The organism is Streptomyces sp. NPDC004539 (genome assembly GCF_040610055.1).
In the GTDB taxonomy this organism is placed as follows: Bacteria; Actinomycetota; Actinomycetes; order Streptomycetales; family Streptomycetaceae; genus Streptomyces.
The window spans coordinates 583,152-601,651 of record NZ_JBEXLS010000001.1; the positions used below are offsets into that span (position 1 = coordinate 583,152).

The window sequence follows — 18,500 nt, forward strand, 5'->3', positions numbered from 1 at the left end:
GGAAGTCACTTCGAAGCCTAGCCTGTGCGGGTTCCCGTGGGGGCCCGATGGCCGGGGCAATTTCCGTGACGTGATGTTCAACGGACGGACAGCGGGCCGAAACCCCGGAGGCCGGAAGGTGTCGGCTAGATTAGAGTGGTCTAAACCACATGTCCTTTTCGGATTCTCCTCAGAACGGTAGGCCGGCGTGGAAGTTGTGATCGTCCCGGATGCCGCCGCCGGCGGCGAGCTCGTCGCCGAGGCCGTCGTACGGCTGTTGCGCGGTAAGCCCGACGCCCTGCTGGGGGTGGCCACCGGCTCCACGCCGCTGCCGGTCTACCAGGCGCTCACGGCCCGCGTGCGCGCGGGTGAGGTGGATGTCTCGGCAGCGCGGATAGCCCAGCTCGACGAGTACGTCGGGCTGCCCGCCGACCACCCCGAGTCCTACCGCTCAGTGCTGCGGCGCGAGGTCCTCACGCCGCTCGGCATCCCGCTGACCTCGTTCCTCGGCCCCGACGGCACGGCGGACGACATCCCGGCGGCGTGTGCGACGTACGACCGTGCGCTCACCGAGGCCGGCGGCGTCGACCTCCAGCTCCTCGGGATCGGCACGGACGGCCACATCGGCTTCAACGAGCCCTGCTCGTCCCTGGTCTCCCGCACCCGCATCAAGACGCTGACCGAGCAGACCCGCGTCGACAACGCCCGCTTCTTCGACGGCGACATCGGCCAGGTCCCCCACCACGTCATCACCCAGGGCATCGGCACCATCCTGGAGGCCCGCCACCTGGTCCTGCTGGCCACCGGCGAGGGCAAGGCCGACGCCGTCGCCGCCACGGTCGAGGGCCCCGTCGCGGCCGTCTGCCCCGCCTCCGCCCTCCAGCTCCACCCGCACGCCACCGTCGTCGCCGACGAGGCCGCGGCCTCCAAGCTGAAGCTGGCCGACTACTTCCGCCACACCTTCGACAACAAGCCGGACTGGCAGGGCATCTAGCCGGGGCAGCTCAGCGGGACGCTCCCGCGAGCACCTCAGCCGCCGCGCTCGCGCACACCCGGGCCGCGCCGTGGGTGGCGATGTGGGCGGCGCCCCGGGGTGCCGCGTGGGGGACGCCCATCTCCACCACGACCGTGTCGGGGCGGGCGGCCAGGAGCCGGGTCACCGCGGCGGACATCCAGGGGTGCCGGTGCTCGTCGCGGACGACGGCGACGACGCGGTGGGCACCGGCGGCTTCCAGGGCGTCGCGGCCCGCGTCGGGGCCGGTGAAGGTGCCCGTGCGGGTGCCGGGGAGCAGGCCGGTGAGGGCGGGGCCGAGGCCCCAGGGGGTCTCGTCGCCGACGGCCACGTTCGCGACGGGGGTGAAGGCGGCGACGTACGGGGGCGCCGTCAGCGGAAGGTGCTCGGCGCCCCGCACTCTCAGGGCCCGGCGCGCCGCCTCCAGGCCGATCCCCGGGGACTCCCGGAGACGGCCGCGCGCGTCCTTCGTCGTCCAGCGGGCCAGCGTCCGCACCCGGTCCGCCGCCTCCGCGAGGCGTTCCTCGGGGAGCTCGCCCGAGTGGACCGCGTCGGTCAGGGCGTCGCGCAGGCGCCGTACCGTGCCGTCGTCGTCGAGACCGCCCCCCACGCAGATCGCGTCGGCGCCGGAGGCGATCGCGAGGACCGTGCCGCGTTCGATGCCGTACGTGTCGGCGATCGCCCGCATCTCCATGCCGTCGGTGATGATCAGCCCGTCGTAGCCGAGGTCGCGGCGCAGGAGCCCGGTGAGGACGGGCCGGGAGAGGGTCGCCGGGCGGGCCGGGTCCAGGGCCGGGGTGAGGATGTGGGCGGTCATGATCGCGCGCGTCCCGGCCGCGATCGCCGCGCGGAACGGCGGCAGGTCCCGGGCGGCGAGCGTGTCGTACGGCACGTCGACGCGCGGCAGCGACTCGTGGGAGTCGACGGACGTGTCACCGTGCCCCGGGAAGTGCTTCGTGCAGGCGGCGACCCCGGCGGACTGGAGGCCGGCGACGTACGCGGCGGTGTGCCGGGCCACCAGCCCGGGGCCGGCGCCGAAGGAGCGTACGCCGATGACGGGGTTGCCGGGGTCCGTGTTGACGTCGGCGGAGGGCGCCCAGTCGAGGTTCACCCCGCACGCGGCGAGCCGGCGCCCCAGCTCGGCGGCGACGGACCGGGTGAGCTCCACGTCGTCCACGACCCCGAGCGCGAGGTTGCCCGGGAAGGAGGAGCCCCGGCGCGCTTCGAGGCGGGTGACGTCGCCGCCCTCCTCGTCGATCGCGACCAGGACGTCCGGCCGGACCTCGCGCAACCGGGCGGTCAGCCCGGCGAGCTGCCCCGGGTCCTCGATGTTGCGGGCGAACAGGCCGACCGAGGCGAGCCCCTCGTCGAGGCGGCGCAGCAGCCAGTCGGGGGCGGTCGTACCGGTGAAGCCGGGCTGGAGGACGGCGAGGGCGTCCCGGGCCACAGTCGTCTCTGCCAAGACCACCCTCCGAATGGTGTAGACCAGCATCGCGAGCTTGGACCGGACCAAAGGCCGTGTCAAGGCCCGGGACGCCGTACGCAGGGAGTTCTTACCAGGACCGACCTCGCCGTACAGGCACCCGTACACACGATCCCGTGCCACGATGTGAAGTCGCGGCCGACGGGAGGTCGGCCCGTGCGAGCCGGGAAGGCAGGCCATGAGCGCCGACGTCAGCAGTGCGGAGAACGAGGGTGGGGCGACCGTCCGTACCGCGCGCGTGCCCAAGTACTACCGTCTGAAGAAGCATCTGCTGGACATGACGCGGACCCAGGCGCCCGGCACCGCGGTCCCGCCGGAGCGCACGCTCGCGGCCGAGTTCGACACGTCCCGCACGACGGTCCGCCAGGCCCTCCAGGAGCTGGTCGTCGAGGGCCGGCTCGAACGCATCCAGGGCAAGGGCACGTTCGTCGCCAAGCCGAAGGTCTCCCAGACCCTCCAGCTGACCTCGTACACCGAGGACATGCACGCGCAGGGCCTGGAGCCGACCTCGCAGCTCATCGACATCGGGTACGTCACCGCGGACGACCGGCTCGCCGAGCTGCTCGACATCGCGCCGGGCGGACGCGTGCTGCGCATCGAGCGGCTGCGGATGGCCAACGGCGAGCCGATGGCCATAGAGACGGCCCACCTCAGCGCCAAGCGCTTCCCGGCCCTGCGCCGCTCCCTCGTCAAGTACGCGTCCCTGTACACCGCCCTCGCCGAGGTGTACGACGTCCGGCTCGCGGAGGCCGAGGAGACGATCGAGACGTCGCTGGCGACGCCGCGGGAGGCGGGCCTGCTGGGGACGGACGTGGGGCTGCCGATGCTCATGCTGTCCCGGCACTCCCTCGACCTCCGGGGGGAGCCCGTGGAGTGGGTGCGGTCGGTGTGGCGGGGGGACCGGTACAAGTTCGTGGCGCGGCTGAAGCGGCCCGTGGAGTAACCATGGAGTGACACAGGATCAGGACGATCTGCGAACAAGGCTTCCCCTGTGCTTATCCGTCACTTAGATTGCCTGCGCATTGCATTGGTGATCACTGGTGATCTCAGCGAGGGGACGGAGCCGCCGATGTCAGACACCCCACCGAAGGCCGGGGAACCGGTGGTGACGCCCTTGCGCGTCGTCATCGCCCTGTGCCTGTTCGCGCCCTTCGTGGCGCTGCTGTGGGTCGGTTCGTATGCCGATGTGAACCCGCGGTTCATCGGCATCCCGTTCTTCTACTGGTACCAGATGCTGTGGGTGCTGGTCTCCACGGTGCTGACGATGACCGCGTACCAGCTCTGGCAGCGTGACCAGCGCGCCCGCAAGGGGGGTGCGGCGAAGTGAACGACGGTGTGAACGGCGTCGCGCTCGGCGTCTTCATCTTCTTCTTCCTGGCCGTCACGGTCATGGGGTTCCTCGCGGCGCGCTGGCGCAAGGCGGAGAACGAGCACTCCCTGGACGAATGGGGGCTCGGCGGGCGGTCGTTCGGGACCTGGGTGACCTGGTTCCTGCTCGGCGGGGACCTCTACACGGCGTACACGTTCGTCGCGGTGCCGGCGGCGGTGTACGCGGCCGGCGCGGCCGGGTTCTTCGCGGTGCCGTACACGATCCTCGTCTACCCCCTCATCTTCACGTTCCTGCCCCGCCTGTGGTCCGTCTCGCACAAGCACGGGTACGTCACCACGTCCGACTTCGTGCGCGGGCGGTTCGGGTCCAAGGGGCTGTCCCTCGCGGTCGCCCTCACCGGCATCCTCGCGACGATGCCGTACATCGCGCTCCAGCTCGTCGGCATCCAGGCGGTCCTCGACGTCATGGGCGTCGGGGGCGGCGAGGACACGAACTGGTTCATCAAGGACCTGCCCCTGCTGATCGCCTTCGGCGTGCTGGCCGCGTACACGTACTCCTCGGGGCTGCGGGCACCGGCGCTGATCGCGTTCGTCAAGGACACGCTGATCTACATCGTCATCACGGTCGCGATCATCTACATCCCGATCAAGCTGGGCGGGTTCGACGAGATCTTCGCGAAGGCCGGGGAGAAGTACGAGGCCGCCGGGGCCGGGGGGCTCGTGCCGGCGCAGGGCGCGCAGTGGACGTACGCGACGCTCGCGCTCGGTTCGGCGCTGGCGCTGTTCATGTACCCCCACTCGATCACGGCGACTCTCTCCTCCCGGAGCCGCGACGTCATCCGGCGCAACACGACGATCCTGCCGCTGTATTCCCTGATGCTGGGGCTGCTGGCGCTGCTCGGGTTCATGGCCATCGCCGCCGGGGTGAAGGTCAAGAACGGGCAGCTGGCGATCCCTCAGCTGTTCGAGAACATGTTCCCGGACTGGTTCGCGGGGGTCGCGTTCGCGGCGATCGGGATCGGGGCGCTGGTGCCGGCCGCGATCATGTCCATCGCGGCGGCCAACCTCTTCACGCGGAACATCTACAAAGACTTCATCAAGCCCGACGCGACGCCGGCGCAGGAGACCAAGGTCTCGAAACTGGTCTCGCTGCTCGTGAAGGTGGGCGCGCTGGTCTTCGTCCTGACGATGGACAAGACCGTCGCCATCAACTTCCAGCTCCTCGGCGGGATCTGGATTCTCCAGACCTTCCCGGCCCTCGTCGGCGGTCTCTTCACCCGCTGGTTCCACCGCTGGGCCCTGCTGGGCGGCTGGGCGGTCGGCATGCTCTACGGCACGATCGCCGCGTACGGCGTCGCCTCGCCGACCCAGAAGCACTTCGGCGGCAGCTCGAAGGAGATCCCCGGCATCGGTGAGATCGGCTACATCGGCCTCACCGCCTTCGTCCTGAACGTCGCGGTCACGGTGGTCCTGACGTTCGTCCTGCGGGCGGCCAAGGCCCCCGACGGCATCGACGAGACCCGCCCCGAGGACTACACAGCGGACGCGGGCGACCCGGGCGTCCAGACGGAGCTACCTCCGGCGACGTCGGGAGCGGCCCACTAGGCAGGTGCGGCACCGTCGTGGTTGCTCGCGCCCGCGCGGCGGTAGCCGCAGATCGATACAGCCCCGCGCCCCTGGAAGATGCGCTCCGCGCGCTTCCAGGGGCGCGGTCCTGTGTCGCACGACCCGCAGCGAACCACCGTCGGCCACCACCCCCAGGGGCGCGGGGAACTGCGCGACCAGCCACAGCGGGCCCGCAGTCGGCAGCCCGCAGCACGCCCCACCCCCTCCCCCGCATCACAATTCTCACCCGACAGTTGACACTCCGAAGCCGACACGACACAACATCTGGGGGTGCCACCACAACCCGGCACTAGATGTATGCTCATGCTCGCTGTCGCCGCAGGGGAATCCGGTGTGAATCCGGAACTGTCCCGCAACGGTGTACTTGTGCGCATACGCACACGAGAGTCAGTCCGAGGACCTGCCGACAGCACACGCGCCCAGCCGTACCCAGGACGGCTCGGCGTGCCCTGACGTCCGGGCCTCGCGGAGTGGGCCGGGGTGCAAACGCGCCGTGCGTTCGCGCTGCCCTGCCCTCCCCCAGGCCCCCTGCCGAGCGAGGGAGAGCCTCACGTGACGATCGCGCCAGTCGAACCGGTTTCAGAGGTCCAGGCGGTCGAGACCGAGAACGACGGTCCCGGAACCGCGCTGCTGCGGACCCTGACGGAGCTGACCGCCGACCTCCCCGACGCCGACCCCGGCCGGGTCGCCGCCGCCGCCCTGCGGGGCCGCTCCGCGCGGGCGGACGAGGCCGAGTTGCGCGAGCTCGCGACCGAGGCCGCCGCCGGCCTGATCTCCGAGGACCCGGCGTACTCCCGCCTCGCCGCCCGCCTCCTGACGATCAGCATCCGCGCCGAGGCCGCCTCCCAGGGTGTGACGACCTTCACGGAGTCGGTCTCCGTGGGTCACCGCGAGGGCCTCATCGCCGACCGCACCGCGGAGTTCGCCGCCCTGCACGCCACGTACCTCGACGGCCTGATCGACCCCGCCGCCGACGACCGCTTCGGCTACTTCGGCCTGCGCACCCTGCACAGCCGTTACCTCCTGCGGCACCCGATCACCCGCAAGGTGATCGAGACCCCCCAGCACTTCCTGCTCCGGGTCGCGTCGGGCCTGGCCGAGGACAGCACCGTCCGCGCCCTGGACGAAGTCACCGCGCTGTACGGCCTGATGAGCCGGCTCGACTACCTCCCCTCCTCCCCCACCCTCTTCAACTCCGGCACCCGCCACCCGCAGATGTCGTCCTGCTACCTCCTCGACTCCCCCGTCGACGAGCTGGACTCCATCTACGACCGCTACCACCAGGTCGCCCGGCTGTCGAAGCACGCCGGCGGCATCGGTCTGTCGTACTCCCGCATCCGCTCCCGGGGTTCGCTGATCCGGGGCACGAACGGGCACTCCAACGGCATCGTGCCGTTCCTGAAGACGCTGGACGCGAGTGTGGCGGCCGTCAACCAGGGCGGTCGGCGCAAGGGCGCGGCGGCGGTCTACCTGGAGACCTGGCACTCCGACATCGAGGAGTTCCTGGAGCTGCGGGACAACACCGGTGAGGACGCCCGCCGGACGCACAACCTGAACCTCGCGCACTGGATTCCGGACGAGTTCATGCGCCGGGTCAACGCGGACCAGGAGTGGTCGCTGTTCTCCCCGTCGGACGTGCCGGAGCTGGTCGACCTGTGGGGCGACGAGTTCGACGCGGCGTACCGCGCGGCGGAGGCGAAAGGTCTCGCCAGGAAGACGATCCCGGCGCGTGACCTGTACGGCCGCATGATGCGGACGCTCGCGCAGACCGGCAACGGCTGGATGACGTTCAAGGACGCCGCGAACCGTACGGCGAACCAGACCGCCGAGCCGGGGCACGTCGTGCACTCCTCCAACCTCTGCACGGAGATCCTGGAGGTCACGGACGACGGCGAGACGGCCGTCTGCAACCTGGGTTCGGTGAACCTGGGCGCGTTCGTGACCGGTGGCGACATCGACTGGGAGCGGCTGGACGAGACCGTCCGCACCGCCGTGACCTTCCTCGACCGCGTCGTCGACATCAACTTCTACCCGACCGAGCAGGCGGGCCGCTCCAACACGAAGTGGCGTCCGGTGGGCCTGGGCGCGATGGGTCTCCAGGACGTCTTCTTCAAGCTGCGCGTCCCGTTCGACTCCGCCGAGGCGAAGGCCCTGTCGACGCGGATCGCCGAGCGGATCATGCTGGCCGCGTACGAGGCGTCCGCGGACCTCGCCGAGCGGTCCGGTCCGCTGCCCGCGTGGGAGAAGACCCGTACGGCGCGTGGTGTGCTGCACCCCGACCACTTCGGCGTCGAGTTCACGTGGCCGGAGCGGTGGGCGGCGCTGCGGGAGCGGATCGCGTCGACCGGGCTGCGCAACTCGCTGCTGCTGGCGATCGCGCCGACCGCGACGATCGCGTCCATCGCGGGCGTCTACGAGTGCATCGAGCCGCAGGTGTCCAACCTGTTCAAGCGCGAGACGCTCTCCGGTGAGTTCCTCCAGGTCAACTCGTACCTGGTGCAGGATCTGAAGGACCTCGGCGTGTGGGACGCCCGGACCCGTGAGGCGCTGCGCGAGGCCAACGGCTCGGTGCAGGACTTCGTGTGGATTCCGGACGAGGTGCGGGCGCTGTACCGCACGGCGTGGGAGATCCCGCAGCGCGGTCTGATCGACATGGCCGCCGCGCGGACGCCGTACCTGGACCAGGCGCAGTCCCTGAACCTGTTCCTGGAGACGCCGACGATCGGCAAGCTCTCCTCGATGTACGCGTACGCCTGGAAGTCCGGGCTGAAGACGACGTACTACCTGCGCTCGCGCCCGGCGACGCGCATCGCCCGCGCCGCCCAGGCGCAGGCCCCCATCCCGGTGCAGCAGGCCACGGACCCCGACGCGGTCGCCTGCTCCCTCGAAAACCCCGAGTCCTGCGAGGCATGCCAGTAATGACCACCGAAGCCCAGAAGAACCTGCTCGACCCCGGCTTCGAGCTGACGCTTCGTCCGATGCGCTACCCGGACTTCTACGAGCGCTACCGGGACGCGATCAAGAACACGTGGACGGTCGAGGAGGTCGACCTCCACTCGGACGTCGCGGACCTCGCGAAGCTGTCGCCGATGGAGCAGCACCTCATCGGCCGGCTGGTGGCGTTCTTCGCGACGGGTGACTCGATCGTCGCGAACAACCTCGTGCTGACGCTGTACAAGCACATCAACTCCCCGGAGGCGCGGCTGTACCTGTCGCGTCAGCTCTTCGAGGAGGCCGTGCACGTCCAATTCTATCTGACGCTGCTCGACACCTACCTGCCCGACCCGGAGGACCGCAACGCGGCGTTCGCGGCGGTCGAGAACATCCCCTCGATCCGCGAGAAGGCCGAGTTCTGCTTCAAGTGGATCAACGAGGTCGAGAAGCTGGACAGCCTCCAGACGCAGGCCGACCGGCGCCGCTTCCTCCTCAACCTGATCTGCTTCGCCGCGTGCATCGAGGGCCTGTTCTTCTACGGTGCCTTCGCGTACGTCTACTGGTTCCGCAGCCGGGGTCTCCTGCACGGCCTGGCGACCGGCACCAACTGGGTGTTCCGGGACGAGACGATGCACATGTCGTTCGCGTTCGAGGTCGTCGACACGGTCCGCAAGGAGGAGCCGGAGCTCTTCGACGAGGCCCTCCAGCAGCAGGTCACCGACATGCTGAAGGAGGCCGTCGAGGCGGAGCTCCAGTTCGCCCGCGACCTCTGCGGCGACGGCCTGCCCGGCATGAACACCGAGTCGATGCGCCAGTACCTGGAGTGCGTCGCCGACCAGCGCCTGGCCCGCCTCGGCTTCGCCCCGGTCTACGGCTCCGAGAACCCCTTCTCCTTCATGGAGCTCCAGGGCGTCCAGGAACTGACCAACTTCTTCGAGCGCCGCCCGTCCGCGTACCAGGTCGCCGTGGAGGGCACGGTCGACCTGGACGAGGACTTCTGAGCTACTTCAGGGTCACGGCGACCCCGGCCGACGCGGCGGAAGCGACCGCGTCCGTGCCGGGGTAGTACCACCGCCAGCTCCCCGAGGCCGTCACCGCGACCTCGGTGCTGATCTTCCCGGCGCCGCCCGTCTTCACGGTCCTCACCGTGCTGTACCGGGCGGCGCCGTTCTTCCTGAACTGGAGCATCGCCGTCTGCTTCGCGTACCCCTGGTACTTCCGGCTCTCCCAGTTGGCCTGCGTGAGCTGCCCGGTGACGGCGATCCGGGTGCCCTTGCCGGCCTTGGCGGGTGCGGCGACGGTGAGCTTGGCCGCCCGCCGGACCTTGTAGGCGGCGGCACCGTAGTAGACCCGGTGGTCACCGTCCTGGGCCTCCACGCTCAGGTTGACCGTCCACTCCCCGGCGACCCGGTTGCTGTCGATGTCGTCGCTGTCCCGGATCCAGTAGGCGTCGGCGGTCATCGTCCCGGTGCACACGGACGTCGTCCTCGACTTCTTGACGCAGGTCGTCCCGCTCCACTCGACGAACCCGTAGAGGTTGGACCGGTTGAACGTGCTCAGCCGCCTGAGCCCTTTGATCCCGGAGTCGTCCTTGACGGTGACGGCGATCGGGTAGGAGATCCGGCCCGCCGTCCCGACCGTGACGCTCCTGCCGCCGTTGACGACGGTCGACACCAGGGTGACGTTCCCCCTGCCCTCTCCGGGAACCGGCGCCGCGTGTGCCCCGGTCGCCGTCACCAGCGTCAGGGCCGCGGCACCACCGGCCGCGGCCCAGATTCTTCCGCTTCTTCCTCGCACGAACCCCCCTTTGTCACAGGTTCCGTGAGGATATCCGCCCCCTGCCTGGCCACCGGCCGCAGCCTCAGGTCCCGGGGGCGCAGGGTGATGCCGATGCGGTGGCGGGGGTCCGAGTCCTTTGTCTGCTCGAAGGTGAACGCCGAGGCGATGGAGGCGGTGAGGAGGGTCATCTCGGCCATGGAGAAGTGGTCGCTGGGGCACTTGCGGTTGCCGACGCTGAAGGGGCTCATGGCGTGTTTGGGGACCTCCTCGGAGGCGCCGGGGAGCCAGCGGTCGGGGGTGAAGCGTTCGGCGTCCCGGTAGGAGCGGGGGTCGCGCTGGACCGCGTAGGGGCTGTAGACGATGTCGGCGCCGGCGGGAATGCGGTATCCGCCCAGGGTTGTGTCGGTGACCGCGCGCCGGGTCAATATCCATACGGCCGGATAGAGCCGCAATGTCTCCACGACGACATTCCCGGTGTACGCCAGACTGCGGACGTCGTCGAATCCCACGGGCCGGTCGCCCGCCACGTTTTTCACCTCGTCCCGGATCTTGTCGGCGTGTTCGGGGTACTCGGTGAGCACCAGCAGCAACGACATGATCATGGAGCCGACGGTTTCGCTGCCCGGGGTGAGTATCGCGATGACCTGGTCGTGGATCTCCTGTTCTCCGATGGGTTCGCCATTCTCGTCCGTCGCCTCCAGCAAAGCCGTCAGCAAATCGTCCGGCTTTTGACGGGATGCCCGGCGGTCGGCGACGATCTCGTCGACCAGGAGGTGCAAATCGGCCAGCGCCCGGTTGAATTCCCGGTTGGCCGGAAGCGGCACGCGATAAAGCGGCCCGAGCGGCACGACCATGCGCTGGTACATACCGCGGAAGAGGCTCGCGAGGTCCGCGCAGATCCGGTCGGCCCGCTCGTCCATGTAACTCCCGCGCATGAGACAGCGCGCGGCGATCCGGGTGGCGACCCGGAACGACTCGGCGGTGACGTCGAGGACGTCCGCCCCGCGCCACCGCTCGACCACCGCCCGCGCCTCCTCCTCCATGATCGGCCCGTACCCGGGTATCGCGTCGAGCCTGAACGCGGGCTGTATCGTGCGGCGTTGGCGCCGGTGCAGGGGCCCGTTGGCGGTGGCGACCCCCTCCTTGCCGAGGAGGCTCTCCAGCGACTCCCACAGCGGCCCGGCGATGATGTAGTCGGGGCTGAGGGCGACCTCGCCGACGAGTTCGGGCGCGGTGACGGCGTACACCGTCTTGGGGCCGAGGCCGAGCCGGACGACGTCTCCGTGGTCACGCAGTCCGGCGAAGAACGCCAGCGGCGAGCGGGCCAGTTTCCAGCCGTGCCCGAGGAGCGGGAGGCCGCCGCCGGCGAGGGGCGGCTCCGCCGGTGCGGGGCGTACCGATTCGAGGGTCATCTATTTCTCTCCCGCCGGATCGTCGTCGACATAAGGGGGTGTGGACCGGTCGTCCCAGCTGTCGACCGTGTACCGGCCGGACTCGTGGTGGAACCAGTACGCGGAACTGAACCAGTTCCGCATGTTCTCCAGACAGGCCAGTACGGCGTCGCGGATTTCCTTGTCGCCGATTCCGGCCGCGAACGTCCGCGTCTCCCGTTCGGCGTCGAGGAAATCGGCGATGCATTCGAGGACTCGTCGCCTGAGTTCCTCCACCGACTCTTCCAGGGTGAGCCCCTCATGGACGACGAGGCTGATTCCGAGATTGTGCACCTCGTCGCCCGCTATTTCCTTGGGCAGGGAACAGAGGTCGTTGTACCAGGCGGCGAATTCCTGGCTGAGGAGAGCGGCCCGCCGGAATGCGGGGTGTTTCCGCACCCGGTCCGGGAGTTCGTGCCCCGCGGCCGGTTCCAGAAGATCCGTCCATATCCAGTGGGCGAAGGTGAGGCGCCGGAGGGCGAGGTATTCCTCGACCGGGGGGACGCGCGCCTCGACGCGGTTGCGGAACTCACGGTCGTACGCGTCGATCACTTCGTGGAAGTGCCGGGCGAAGCGGGCGTTCCAGGTGGCGGGCAGGAAGCCGTGGAGCCGCAGGACGCTGTCCGCGAGGGCCGCGACCAGCGGGTCCTGGTGGTGCAGATGGGCCTTCGGGGCGTCGAGGGCCTGGTGGAGCCGGGACTTGAGGCGCCGCCAAGCGGCGGTGCGGCCGTGCACGATGTCGCGGTCGTGGCGGTCGTCCCAGACGAAGAACCAGGCGCTGTAGTCGGCGACGGCCTGGAGGACCGCGTCGGGGGCGCCGAGGTAGTAGCCCGCCATCAAGTCCGTGTAGCACAAGCCGTCGGCATATTCCGCGACCTTGTCGGGGGGCATGAGCCGCTTATCCAGCAGCCACTGCCGGGTGTTCTGCTGTAGTCGCGGCCAATACGGGTGCAGCCGACGGGGAAACTCGGTCTCGACGACCGGCAGACTCAGCGACGGCGGAACCGCGGCACCCCGTGTGCCACCGCTCCTGCTGTATGTGGTGGTGCTCGGTGGGAAAGCTGGCACGAACAACCCCTCTCGGCCGCCTGTCGCGCACACTCCTCCCGCTGTGCCGGGCGTGCGCCGTTGCGTATCCCCGCTCTGCCCATTCAGCACCACAACTGACCGCTCTGGGAACGGATTTGCTTCTTTCACTACCCCAGAATGCTGAGATTCCACCCCTCTGTGACTGGTTATGGATCAGAAGGTGCGCTTAAGCGATCGAACGTGCGACGGACATACGAACGACGCCCGGCCGGAGGGGGTTCCGGGCCGGGCGTCGTCTCGTGCGGCGGGGTGTCAGTCGTTGGCGACCACGGGGTAGCGGGGCTCGTTCTCGGCCATCTGCCGCAGGGCGTCCTTGCGGTCGCGCTTGGAGAGGCGGTCGATGTACAGGTAGCCGTAGAGGTGGTCGGTCTCGTGCTGCAAACACCGTGCGAAGAAGCCGGTGCCGCGGACCTTGATCGGGTTGCCCCGCTCGTCCTGCCCGGTGACCTCGGCGTAGTCGGGGCGGGCCAGTTCGGCATATGCGGTCGGCACGGACAGGCAGCCCTCGTTGCCGTCGTCCAGCCGGCGCTTGTCGGCGGGGAGTTCGACGAGCTTCGGGTTGCAGACGACGCCGGTGTGGCGCACCCCGTCGTCGTCCGGGCAGTCGTAGACGAACACCTTCAGGTCGACGCCGACCTGGTTCGCGGCGAGGCCGACGCCCTCGGCGGTGCGCTGCGAGGCGAACATGTCGTCGACGAGCTTCAGCAGGGACTCGTCGAACTCGGTGACGTCCTTGCACTCCTTGTGCAGCACCGGGTTGCCGACGACGGTGATGGGCAGCGAGGTCCCGCGCTCCCGGTAGGCCGCCTCCCGTGCCTCGTTGTCCTCGGTGTCGATGACGAAGCCCTCGTCGTCCACGGGGAGCACGCCCGCGTGCTGCTGATCGGTGTCCTGCTGCGCCATGACGAGGTAAGCCTCTCTGAAACCAACGGGAAAATGCTCGATACAGGGTAAGGGGATCGCGCCCCTCAGGGGCGCGGGGAACGGCGCGACCAGCCACAACGTTCCTGCACCCGGGAAACGGCCTCAGCAGACCTCTTCGAGATCCCGCCAGTCCCTGGAGTCGGGGCTGTCCGCGACCCACCCATCAAGCAACCCCCTGACCAGCGAAGCCGGCGCAGCCACCCCGCACTCGCGCTCCGGCACCCACAGCTGCCCGTCCGTCCGGTGGCCCAGCGGTCCCGGCTGGCCCGGCTCGCTGTGGTCGTGGGGATCGAGGTGCTCCCCGTCGCCCTCGTCGGACGGCATCCGCGACTCGGAGCACATCCGGCACAGCAGCCGCACCGACGACGACCAGTCCTCGGCGGCGAACCCGGCCTCGGCGGCGAGCTGCTCCAGCGCGTCCCGGTCGGCCTCGGTACCGGCCTCCAGGAGGACCACCCAGGTCGGCACGGGCGACGGCGCCCACAGCTCGATCTCGTCGAAGACGGGGTAGGAGTGCCCGGCGGACGTGGTCCGCTCGCCGTGCGGGACGCCGTCGTGCAGGACGACCTCGCCCCAGCGCCGCCCGGACGACGGCAGCGGGATGGACAGCACCTCCACGCGCGCGGGGTCGAGCCGCCGTCCCCACACCACCTCGGCCTCCCCCTCCGGCGAGAGCCGGACGGCGGCGCTGCCGAGGTCCATGCCGACCGGTTCGGCGGAGGAGCCCGCGCCGCCCGAACCGCCCGGGACCCGCAGCCCGTACGCCTGCCAGGCACGGCGGGCCAGCGGCCAGTCCTGGAGGGCGGTCGCGGCGATGCCGACGTTCCACCAGTCGGGGGCGCCCGCGTCCTTGTCGAGGAGGGCGACGGCCCGCAGCCCGGCGGCCCGCGCCTGCTCCCAGTCGTGCCGGAACTTGTGCAGCAGCGCCAGGTTGAACCAGGACTCCGACAGCCAGGGCTCCAGATCGGCGGCGCGGGTCAGCAGCGCGCCCGCGTCCTCGTACCGCCCGTCGCCGATCAGCGTGAACGCGCGATCGGTGGCCTGCCGCCAGGAGGCGGAGGGCCGGTGCCGTCCCTTGCCGAAGATCCTCACATCACCACCCGCCCGTTCCCCGGACACCCTCTCTTCCTCGCATCAAACCATGTACGGCCGGGAGGGCGCTCGCTACCCATGGGTTACCCAAGGGCGAGCGGGGTGGGACGGGCCGCGGGACAGGACACGGGCCAGCGCGGCGACGACCTCGGGGGCGTACTCCCCGCCCGTCCCGAGGCGCAGCTCCTCCAGCGCGTTCAGCGGCCCCGAGGCGCGCGCCTTCTCCTCGTAGGCGTTGACGACCCGGACGATCCGCGCGGCCCTCGGCTGCTGGGGTCCCGGGTCCGCCTGGCGTTCGACGACGGCCGCGACCTGGGCGCTCGCGCCGGTCTGCCGGACGACGGCCCCGCCGAGGAGCGCGATCCGGCGCTGCTCCTCGGGCGGCAGGCCGGAGGTGGCGCCCTCGGGGACCGGGTCGACGAGGCTGAGCTGGCCGATGTCGTGCATGAGCGCCGCGTACTCCAGGACGGTCGACTCGGGTTCGGTGAGCCCGAGTTCACGGCCGACGGCCTGGCAGAGCGCGGCGACGCGGTGGGCGTGCCCGGCGGGCGTGTACCCGGCGATCTCGGTGGCGCGCGCGAGGGAGGCGATGGTCTGCCGGTAGGTCGCCCGCACGGCCGCGTACCGCCGGAGCGCGACCTGAGTCAGCAGCAGCGGCACCGAGAACAGCGGCAGCGCCCACAGTCCGACGACGGCCACCGCGAGCGCCGTCACCGCGCCGGTCGCGCAGACCGCCGACCCGATCCCGGGCACGGCCCGCAGCTCGTCCCGCAGCAGGGGCCCGTACGGCCAGCCGGTGCGGGCGTGCTGGAGGGCCGCCGCGAGGACGGCGTCGCACAGCGCGGTCAGCACGAGCAGCGCCAGCAGCAGGACGGCGTACCCGGGCCCGTCCGCGAGGAGGCCCCGGTTGACCAGCGGCTGGAAGCACAGCGCCGCGAACCCCACGGACAGCACGCGCCGGACGAGATGGTCGACGGCGCCGGAGCGGCCCCGGGCGATGTGCGGGACGTTCCCGAGCAGCGAGGCGACGGCCACCACGGCGACGACCTGGGCGACCCCGTGCCCGGTGGGCGAGCCGGCGTCGTCCCCGAGGAGCGCGTACGCCAGCGAGCCGGCGGCCCCGAGCGGCGCCATGTCCCGGACGCCGGGCCCGCTCCAGCGCAGCGCCTCACCGACGGCGATCAGCGTCCCGAAGGCCAGCACGATCGTGCCCTCCTTCAGCCCGTCGACGCAGGTCAGCACGGAACAGACGGTGACGGCGAGGGCGGCGCAGGCGTGCAGGGCGGCGAGCCGGAGCGGGTGGGCCCGCGGGCGGGGCCTCACGGTCGTACGCCCTGTCTGTACGGGCGGGCGGCACGCGCCTCGGGCAGCGGCTCCTCCGCCGTCACGACCGGGTGCCAGCCCCAGCGGGCGAGGGCGCGTTCCAGGGCGTCGACCATGCGGGGGTCGAACTGGGTGCCGGCGCACCGGCGCAGCTCCGCGAGGGCGACCGGGACCGGGCGGGCCCGGCTGTAGGAGCGGGTGGAGGTCATGGCGTCGAAGGCGTCGGCCACGGCGACGACCCGGGCGGGCTCGGGGATGCGGTCCCCGGCGAGGCCGTACGGGTAGCCGGAGCCGTCGAGGCGTTCGTGGTGGTGGAGGATCGCGGAGCGGGCCTCGCCGAGGAAGGCGATGCCCCGGGTGATCTCGTGACCGTACTCGGGGTGCAGTTCGATGATCCGCCGCTCCTCGGGGGTGAGCGGTCCGTCCTTGCGGAGCAGACGGGTGGGGACGCCGAGTTTGCCCACGTCGTGCAGGATGCCGGCGAACCGGATCAGCTCGACGCGGCGGTCGTCCATGCCGAGTTCCCGGGCGATCATCACGGACGCCTGCCCGACGCGTTCGCTGTGCCCGCGGGTGTACTCGTCCTTGATGTCGACGGCCTGCACGAGCGCCCGGATCGTCGCGCTGTGGGCGGCCCGCTCCCGGTTCACCTGGGCGAACACCCACCAGGCCACGCACATCGGCAGCAGCACGAGCAGCGCCGCGACGGGACCGTAGGGGCTGCGCCACAGGACGGCCATCATCAGCCCGGCGAGCCCGTGCACGGCGAGCGGCGCGAGGGACCGGCCCGGCACCGGCCGCCGTACGGGCCCCTCGGCGAGCGCGCGGACGCCGCTGTCGAGGAGGGCGAGGACGACGCAGTACACGAGGACGGCGGCGCAGGCGGGCAGCAGCGCGTACGGGAAATCCGGCGCCACCACCGCGTCGCGTCCGCCGAGCCGCCAGTGCGTCCACCCCGCGCACCACACGGTGACCGAACCGGAGGCGGCCCGCCAGAGCCGGCGCCACCAGCCGGCCGGCGCGCACAGGGCGCCGGGCAGCGGGACGAGGGCTGCGGCGGGCGGCGGCAGCAGGAAGGCCGCCGCGAGGAGGACGGGGTGGAAGGTGCCCTTCACGGCCCGCTCCCCCACGGCGTGCACGAGGGCGAGGAGGCCGACGGCGATCCAGGGGGTGCGGGCGGCGGGGGTGACGGGCAGACACAGCAGCGCGGCGACCACCGCGACGACACCTACGAAGAACCGCGCCCGCCCCGGAATAGCCTCCACGAGGGGGAAGCCTAGGGACGGGCGGAGGGGGCGTACGGGGTAACCAGAGGTAGTACCCCGTTCGAGTGACGGTTCAGGACTCCTGGGGTGCCACCGCGATGTCGTGGTCGGGGACGGCCTGGCCGGAGCGGATCAGGTCGAGCCGGCCGAGCACCTTGGCGCGCAGGTCGGTCGGTACGTCGTCCTGTCCGCAGCAGCGCTTGACCAGCTTCTTCACGGCCTCTTCGAGTCCGTACTTCTCCAGGCACGGCGAGCACTCGGTGAAGTGCTGCTTGAACTTGTCCCGGTCCACGTCCGGCATCTCGCTGTCGAGGAACTCGTAGAGATGGTCGAGCACCTCGGAGCAGTCCGTCTCGTGGTGGTCTCCGCAGCTCATGAACCCGAGCCTTTCGCTTCGTTCGACTCCCCCGCGCCGGCCGGGACGAGCCCGCGCTCACGGGCGTAGTCCTCCAGCATTCCGCGCAGTTGACGCCGGCCCCGGTGCAGCCGGGACATCACCGTACCGATGGGTGTCCCCATGATGTCGGCGATCTCCTTGTACGCAAAGCCCTCGACGTCCGCGAGATAGACGGCGATGCGGAACTCCTCGGGGATCGCCTGGAGGGCTTCCTTCACGTCCGAGTCGGGCAGGTGGTCGAGGGCCTGCGACTCGGCGGAGCGCAGCCCGGTCGACATGTGCGACTCGGCGCGGGCGAGCTGCCAGTCCTCGATCTCCTCGGCCGCGCTGCGCTGGGGCTCGCGCTGCTTCTTGCGGTACGAGTTGATGAACGTGTTCGTGAGAATCCGGTACAGCCACGCCTTGAGGTTGGTGCCCTCGCGGAACTGGTGGAAGGACGCGTACGCCTTGGCGTACGTCTCCTGGACCAGGTCCTCCGCGTCGGCGGGGTTGCGCGTCATGCGCAGTGCCGCCGAGTACATCTGGTCGAGGAATTCGAGGGCGTCCCGCTCGAAGCGCGCGCTGCGCTCGGAGGTCGACTCGCTCTCGCCCCGGCCCTCGGGCTGCTCCGCCTGGCCGTGATCGGTCCCTGCGTCGGTACCGGTGACCGGACCCACCTCCTCAAGATTCCAGGCGGCATCGAGACCGGTGCCACCAGAATCGGAGGATAGACGACGATCCGGTCCGCCCGCCGCCCGAATAGGGCCGGTCTTCGCCGCGTGCAGCACCGTCCAGTCCAGGTCGGCGCGGCTGGAGCGGTTCGGGCAGATGGTCGAACCCATGCGGCGGACTTCCTCTC

The 18,500-nt window shown here is 70.7% G+C and carries 16 protein-coding genes and 1 riboswitch; of the genes, 6 read left to right on the top strand and 10 right to left on the bottom strand.

Annotated elements, in window-relative coordinates; genetic code table 11:
- Positions 1 to 187: 187 nt before the first annotated feature.
- Positions 188 to 973 (top strand): glucosamine-6-phosphate deaminase, encoded by a 786-nt coding sequence (gene nagB / locus ABZX85_RS02530; protein WP_355861832.1) that lies wholly within the window; start codon positions 188 to 190, stop codon positions 971 to 973.
- A gap of 10 nt (positions 974 to 983) precedes the next feature.
- Here the strand turns inward: nagB and ABZX85_RS02535 are convergent, their stop codons facing one another.
- On the bottom strand, positions 984 to 2,483 hold the full coding sequence (locus tag ABZX85_RS02535) for a glycoside hydrolase family 3 protein (protein WP_355861834.1): 1,500 nt from the start codon (positions 2,481 to 2,483) through the stop codon (positions 984 to 986).
- Positions 2,484 to 2,652: 169 nt separating this feature from the next.
- Here ABZX85_RS02535 and ABZX85_RS02540 point away from each other — a divergent pair, with 169 nt between their 5' ends.
- From ABZX85_RS02540 to ABZX85_RS02560, 5 genes are all read left to right on the top strand, one after another.
- The gene (locus tag ABZX85_RS02540; protein ID WP_355861836.1) at positions 2,653 to 3,417 is read left to right on the top strand and encodes a GntR family transcriptional regulator; all 765 of its coding nucleotides are present in this window, start codon (positions 2,653 to 2,655) and stop codon (positions 3,415 to 3,417) included.
- Between the two features lie 126 nt (positions 3,418 to 3,543).
- Positions 3,544 to 3,801, top strand: a complete 258-nt coding sequence (locus tag ABZX85_RS02545) for a DUF3311 domain-containing protein (RefSeq protein WP_355861838.1) — start codon at positions 3,544 to 3,546, stop codon at positions 3,799 to 3,801.
- Positions 3,798 to 5,408 carry a monocarboxylate uptake permease MctP gene (mctP, locus tag ABZX85_RS02550; protein ID WP_355861840.1) on the top strand — a complete coding sequence of 537 codons (1,611 nt, stop codon included), beginning with the start codon at positions 3,798 to 3,800 and terminating at the stop codon, positions 5,406 to 5,408. The genes ABZX85_RS02545 and mctP overlap by 4 nt, the downstream gene beginning before the upstream one ends.
- 311 nt (positions 5,409 to 5,719) lie before the next feature.
- Positions 5,720 to 5,852, top strand: a riboswitch (cobalamin riboswitch).
- 129 nt (positions 5,853 to 5,981) lie between these two features.
- Positions 5,982 to 8,348, top strand: a complete 2,367-nt coding sequence (locus ABZX85_RS02555) for a ribonucleoside-diphosphate reductase subunit alpha (RefSeq protein WP_355861842.1) — start codon at positions 5,982 to 5,984, stop codon at positions 8,346 to 8,348.
- Positions 8,348 to 9,364: a ribonucleotide-diphosphate reductase subunit beta gene (locus tag ABZX85_RS02560; protein ID WP_355861844.1), complete on the top strand. Its 1,017-nt coding sequence runs from the start codon at positions 8,348 to 8,350 to the stop codon at positions 9,362 to 9,364. Before ABZX85_RS02555 ends, ABZX85_RS02560 begins: the two co-directional genes overlap by 1 nt.
- Before the next feature lies 1 nt (position 9,365).
- Here the strand turns inward: ABZX85_RS02560 and ABZX85_RS02565 are convergent, their stop codons facing one another.
- From ABZX85_RS02565 to sigR, 9 genes are all read right to left on the bottom strand, one after another.
- Complete coding sequence (locus ABZX85_RS02565) at positions 9,366 to 10,037, bottom strand: hypothetical protein (RefSeq protein WP_355861846.1); 672 nt, start codon at positions 10,035 to 10,037, stop codon at positions 9,366 to 9,368.
- A 68-nt stretch (positions 10,038 to 10,105) separates the two neighbouring features.
- A complete protein-coding gene (locus ABZX85_RS02570; protein WP_355861848.1) occupies positions 10,106 to 11,554 on the bottom strand; it encodes a cytochrome P450 in 1,449 nt (482 codons plus the stop codon).
- The gene (locus ABZX85_RS02575; RefSeq protein ID WP_355861850.1) at positions 11,555 to 12,463 is read right to left on the bottom strand and encodes a multidrug MFS transporter; all 909 of its coding nucleotides are present in this window, start codon (positions 12,461 to 12,463) and stop codon (positions 11,555 to 11,557) included.
- Positions 12,464 to 12,913: 450 nt separating this feature from the next.
- Positions 12,914 to 13,564, bottom strand: a complete 651-nt coding sequence (gene def, locus ABZX85_RS02580) for a peptide deformylase (protein WP_355861852.1) — start codon at positions 13,562 to 13,564, stop codon at positions 12,914 to 12,916.
- Positions 13,565 to 13,687: 123 nt separating this feature from the next.
- Positions 13,688 to 14,677, bottom strand: coding sequence for a hypothetical protein (locus ABZX85_RS02585; RefSeq protein WP_355862314.1), 990 nt, complete (start codon positions 14,675 to 14,677; stop codon positions 13,688 to 13,690).
- Positions 14,678 to 14,749: 72 nt separating this feature from the next.
- Positions 14,750 to 15,919 (bottom strand): HD domain-containing protein, encoded by a 1,170-nt coding sequence (locus tag ABZX85_RS02590; RefSeq protein ID WP_355862316.1) that lies wholly within the window; start codon positions 15,917 to 15,919, stop codon positions 14,750 to 14,752.
- Between the two features lie 77 nt (positions 15,920 to 15,996).
- Positions 15,997 to 17,265: an HD-GYP domain-containing protein gene (locus ABZX85_RS02595; RefSeq protein WP_355861854.1), complete on the bottom strand. Its 1,269-nt coding sequence runs from the start codon at positions 17,263 to 17,265 to the stop codon at positions 15,997 to 15,999.
- A gap of 73 nt (positions 17,266 to 17,338) precedes the next feature.
- Positions 17,339 to 17,641 carry a mycothiol system anti-sigma-R factor gene (rsrA, locus tag ABZX85_RS02600; RefSeq protein WP_355861856.1) on the bottom strand — a complete coding sequence of 101 codons (303 nt, stop codon included), beginning with the start codon at positions 17,639 to 17,641 and terminating at the stop codon, positions 17,339 to 17,341.
- Positions 17,638 to 18,318 carry an RNA polymerase sigma factor SigR gene (sigR, locus tag ABZX85_RS02605; protein WP_355862318.1) on the bottom strand — a complete coding sequence of 227 codons (681 nt, stop codon included), beginning with the start codon at positions 18,316 to 18,318 and terminating at the stop codon, positions 17,638 to 17,640. Before sigR ends, rsrA begins: the two co-directional genes overlap by 4 nt.
- Positions 18,319 to 18,500 lie beyond the last annotated feature (182 nt).

Coding starts and splice junctions, on each gene's coding strand:
- ABZX85_RS02535 (WP_355861834.1), bottom strand. CDS start 2,483: ATGCTGGTCTACACCATTCGGAGGGTGGTCTTGGCAGAGACGACTGTG.
- rsrA (WP_355861856.1), bottom strand. CDS start 17,641: ATGAGCTGCGGAGACCACCACGAGACGGACTGCTCCGAGGTGCTCGAC.
- ABZX85_RS02575 (WP_355861850.1), bottom strand. CDS start 12,463: ATGCCCCCCGACAAGGTCGCGGAATATGCCGACGGCTTGTGCTACACG.
- def (WP_355861852.1), bottom strand. CDS start 13,564: ATGGCGCAGCAGGACACCGATCAGCAGCACGCGGGCGTGCTCCCCGTG.
- ABZX85_RS02570 (WP_355861848.1), bottom strand. CDS start 11,554: ATGACCCTCGAATCGGTACGCCCCGCACCGGCGGAGCCGCCCCTCGCC.
- ABZX85_RS02545 (WP_355861838.1), top strand. CDS start 3,544: ATGTCAGACACCCCACCGAAGGCCGGGGAACCGGTGGTGACGCCCTTG.
- ABZX85_RS02560 (WP_355861844.1), top strand. CDS start 8,348: ATGACCACCGAAGCCCAGAAGAACCTGCTCGACCCCGGCTTCGAGCTG.
- ABZX85_RS02540 (WP_355861836.1), top strand. CDS start 2,653: ATGAGCGCCGACGTCAGCAGTGCGGAGAACGAGGGTGGGGCGACCGTC.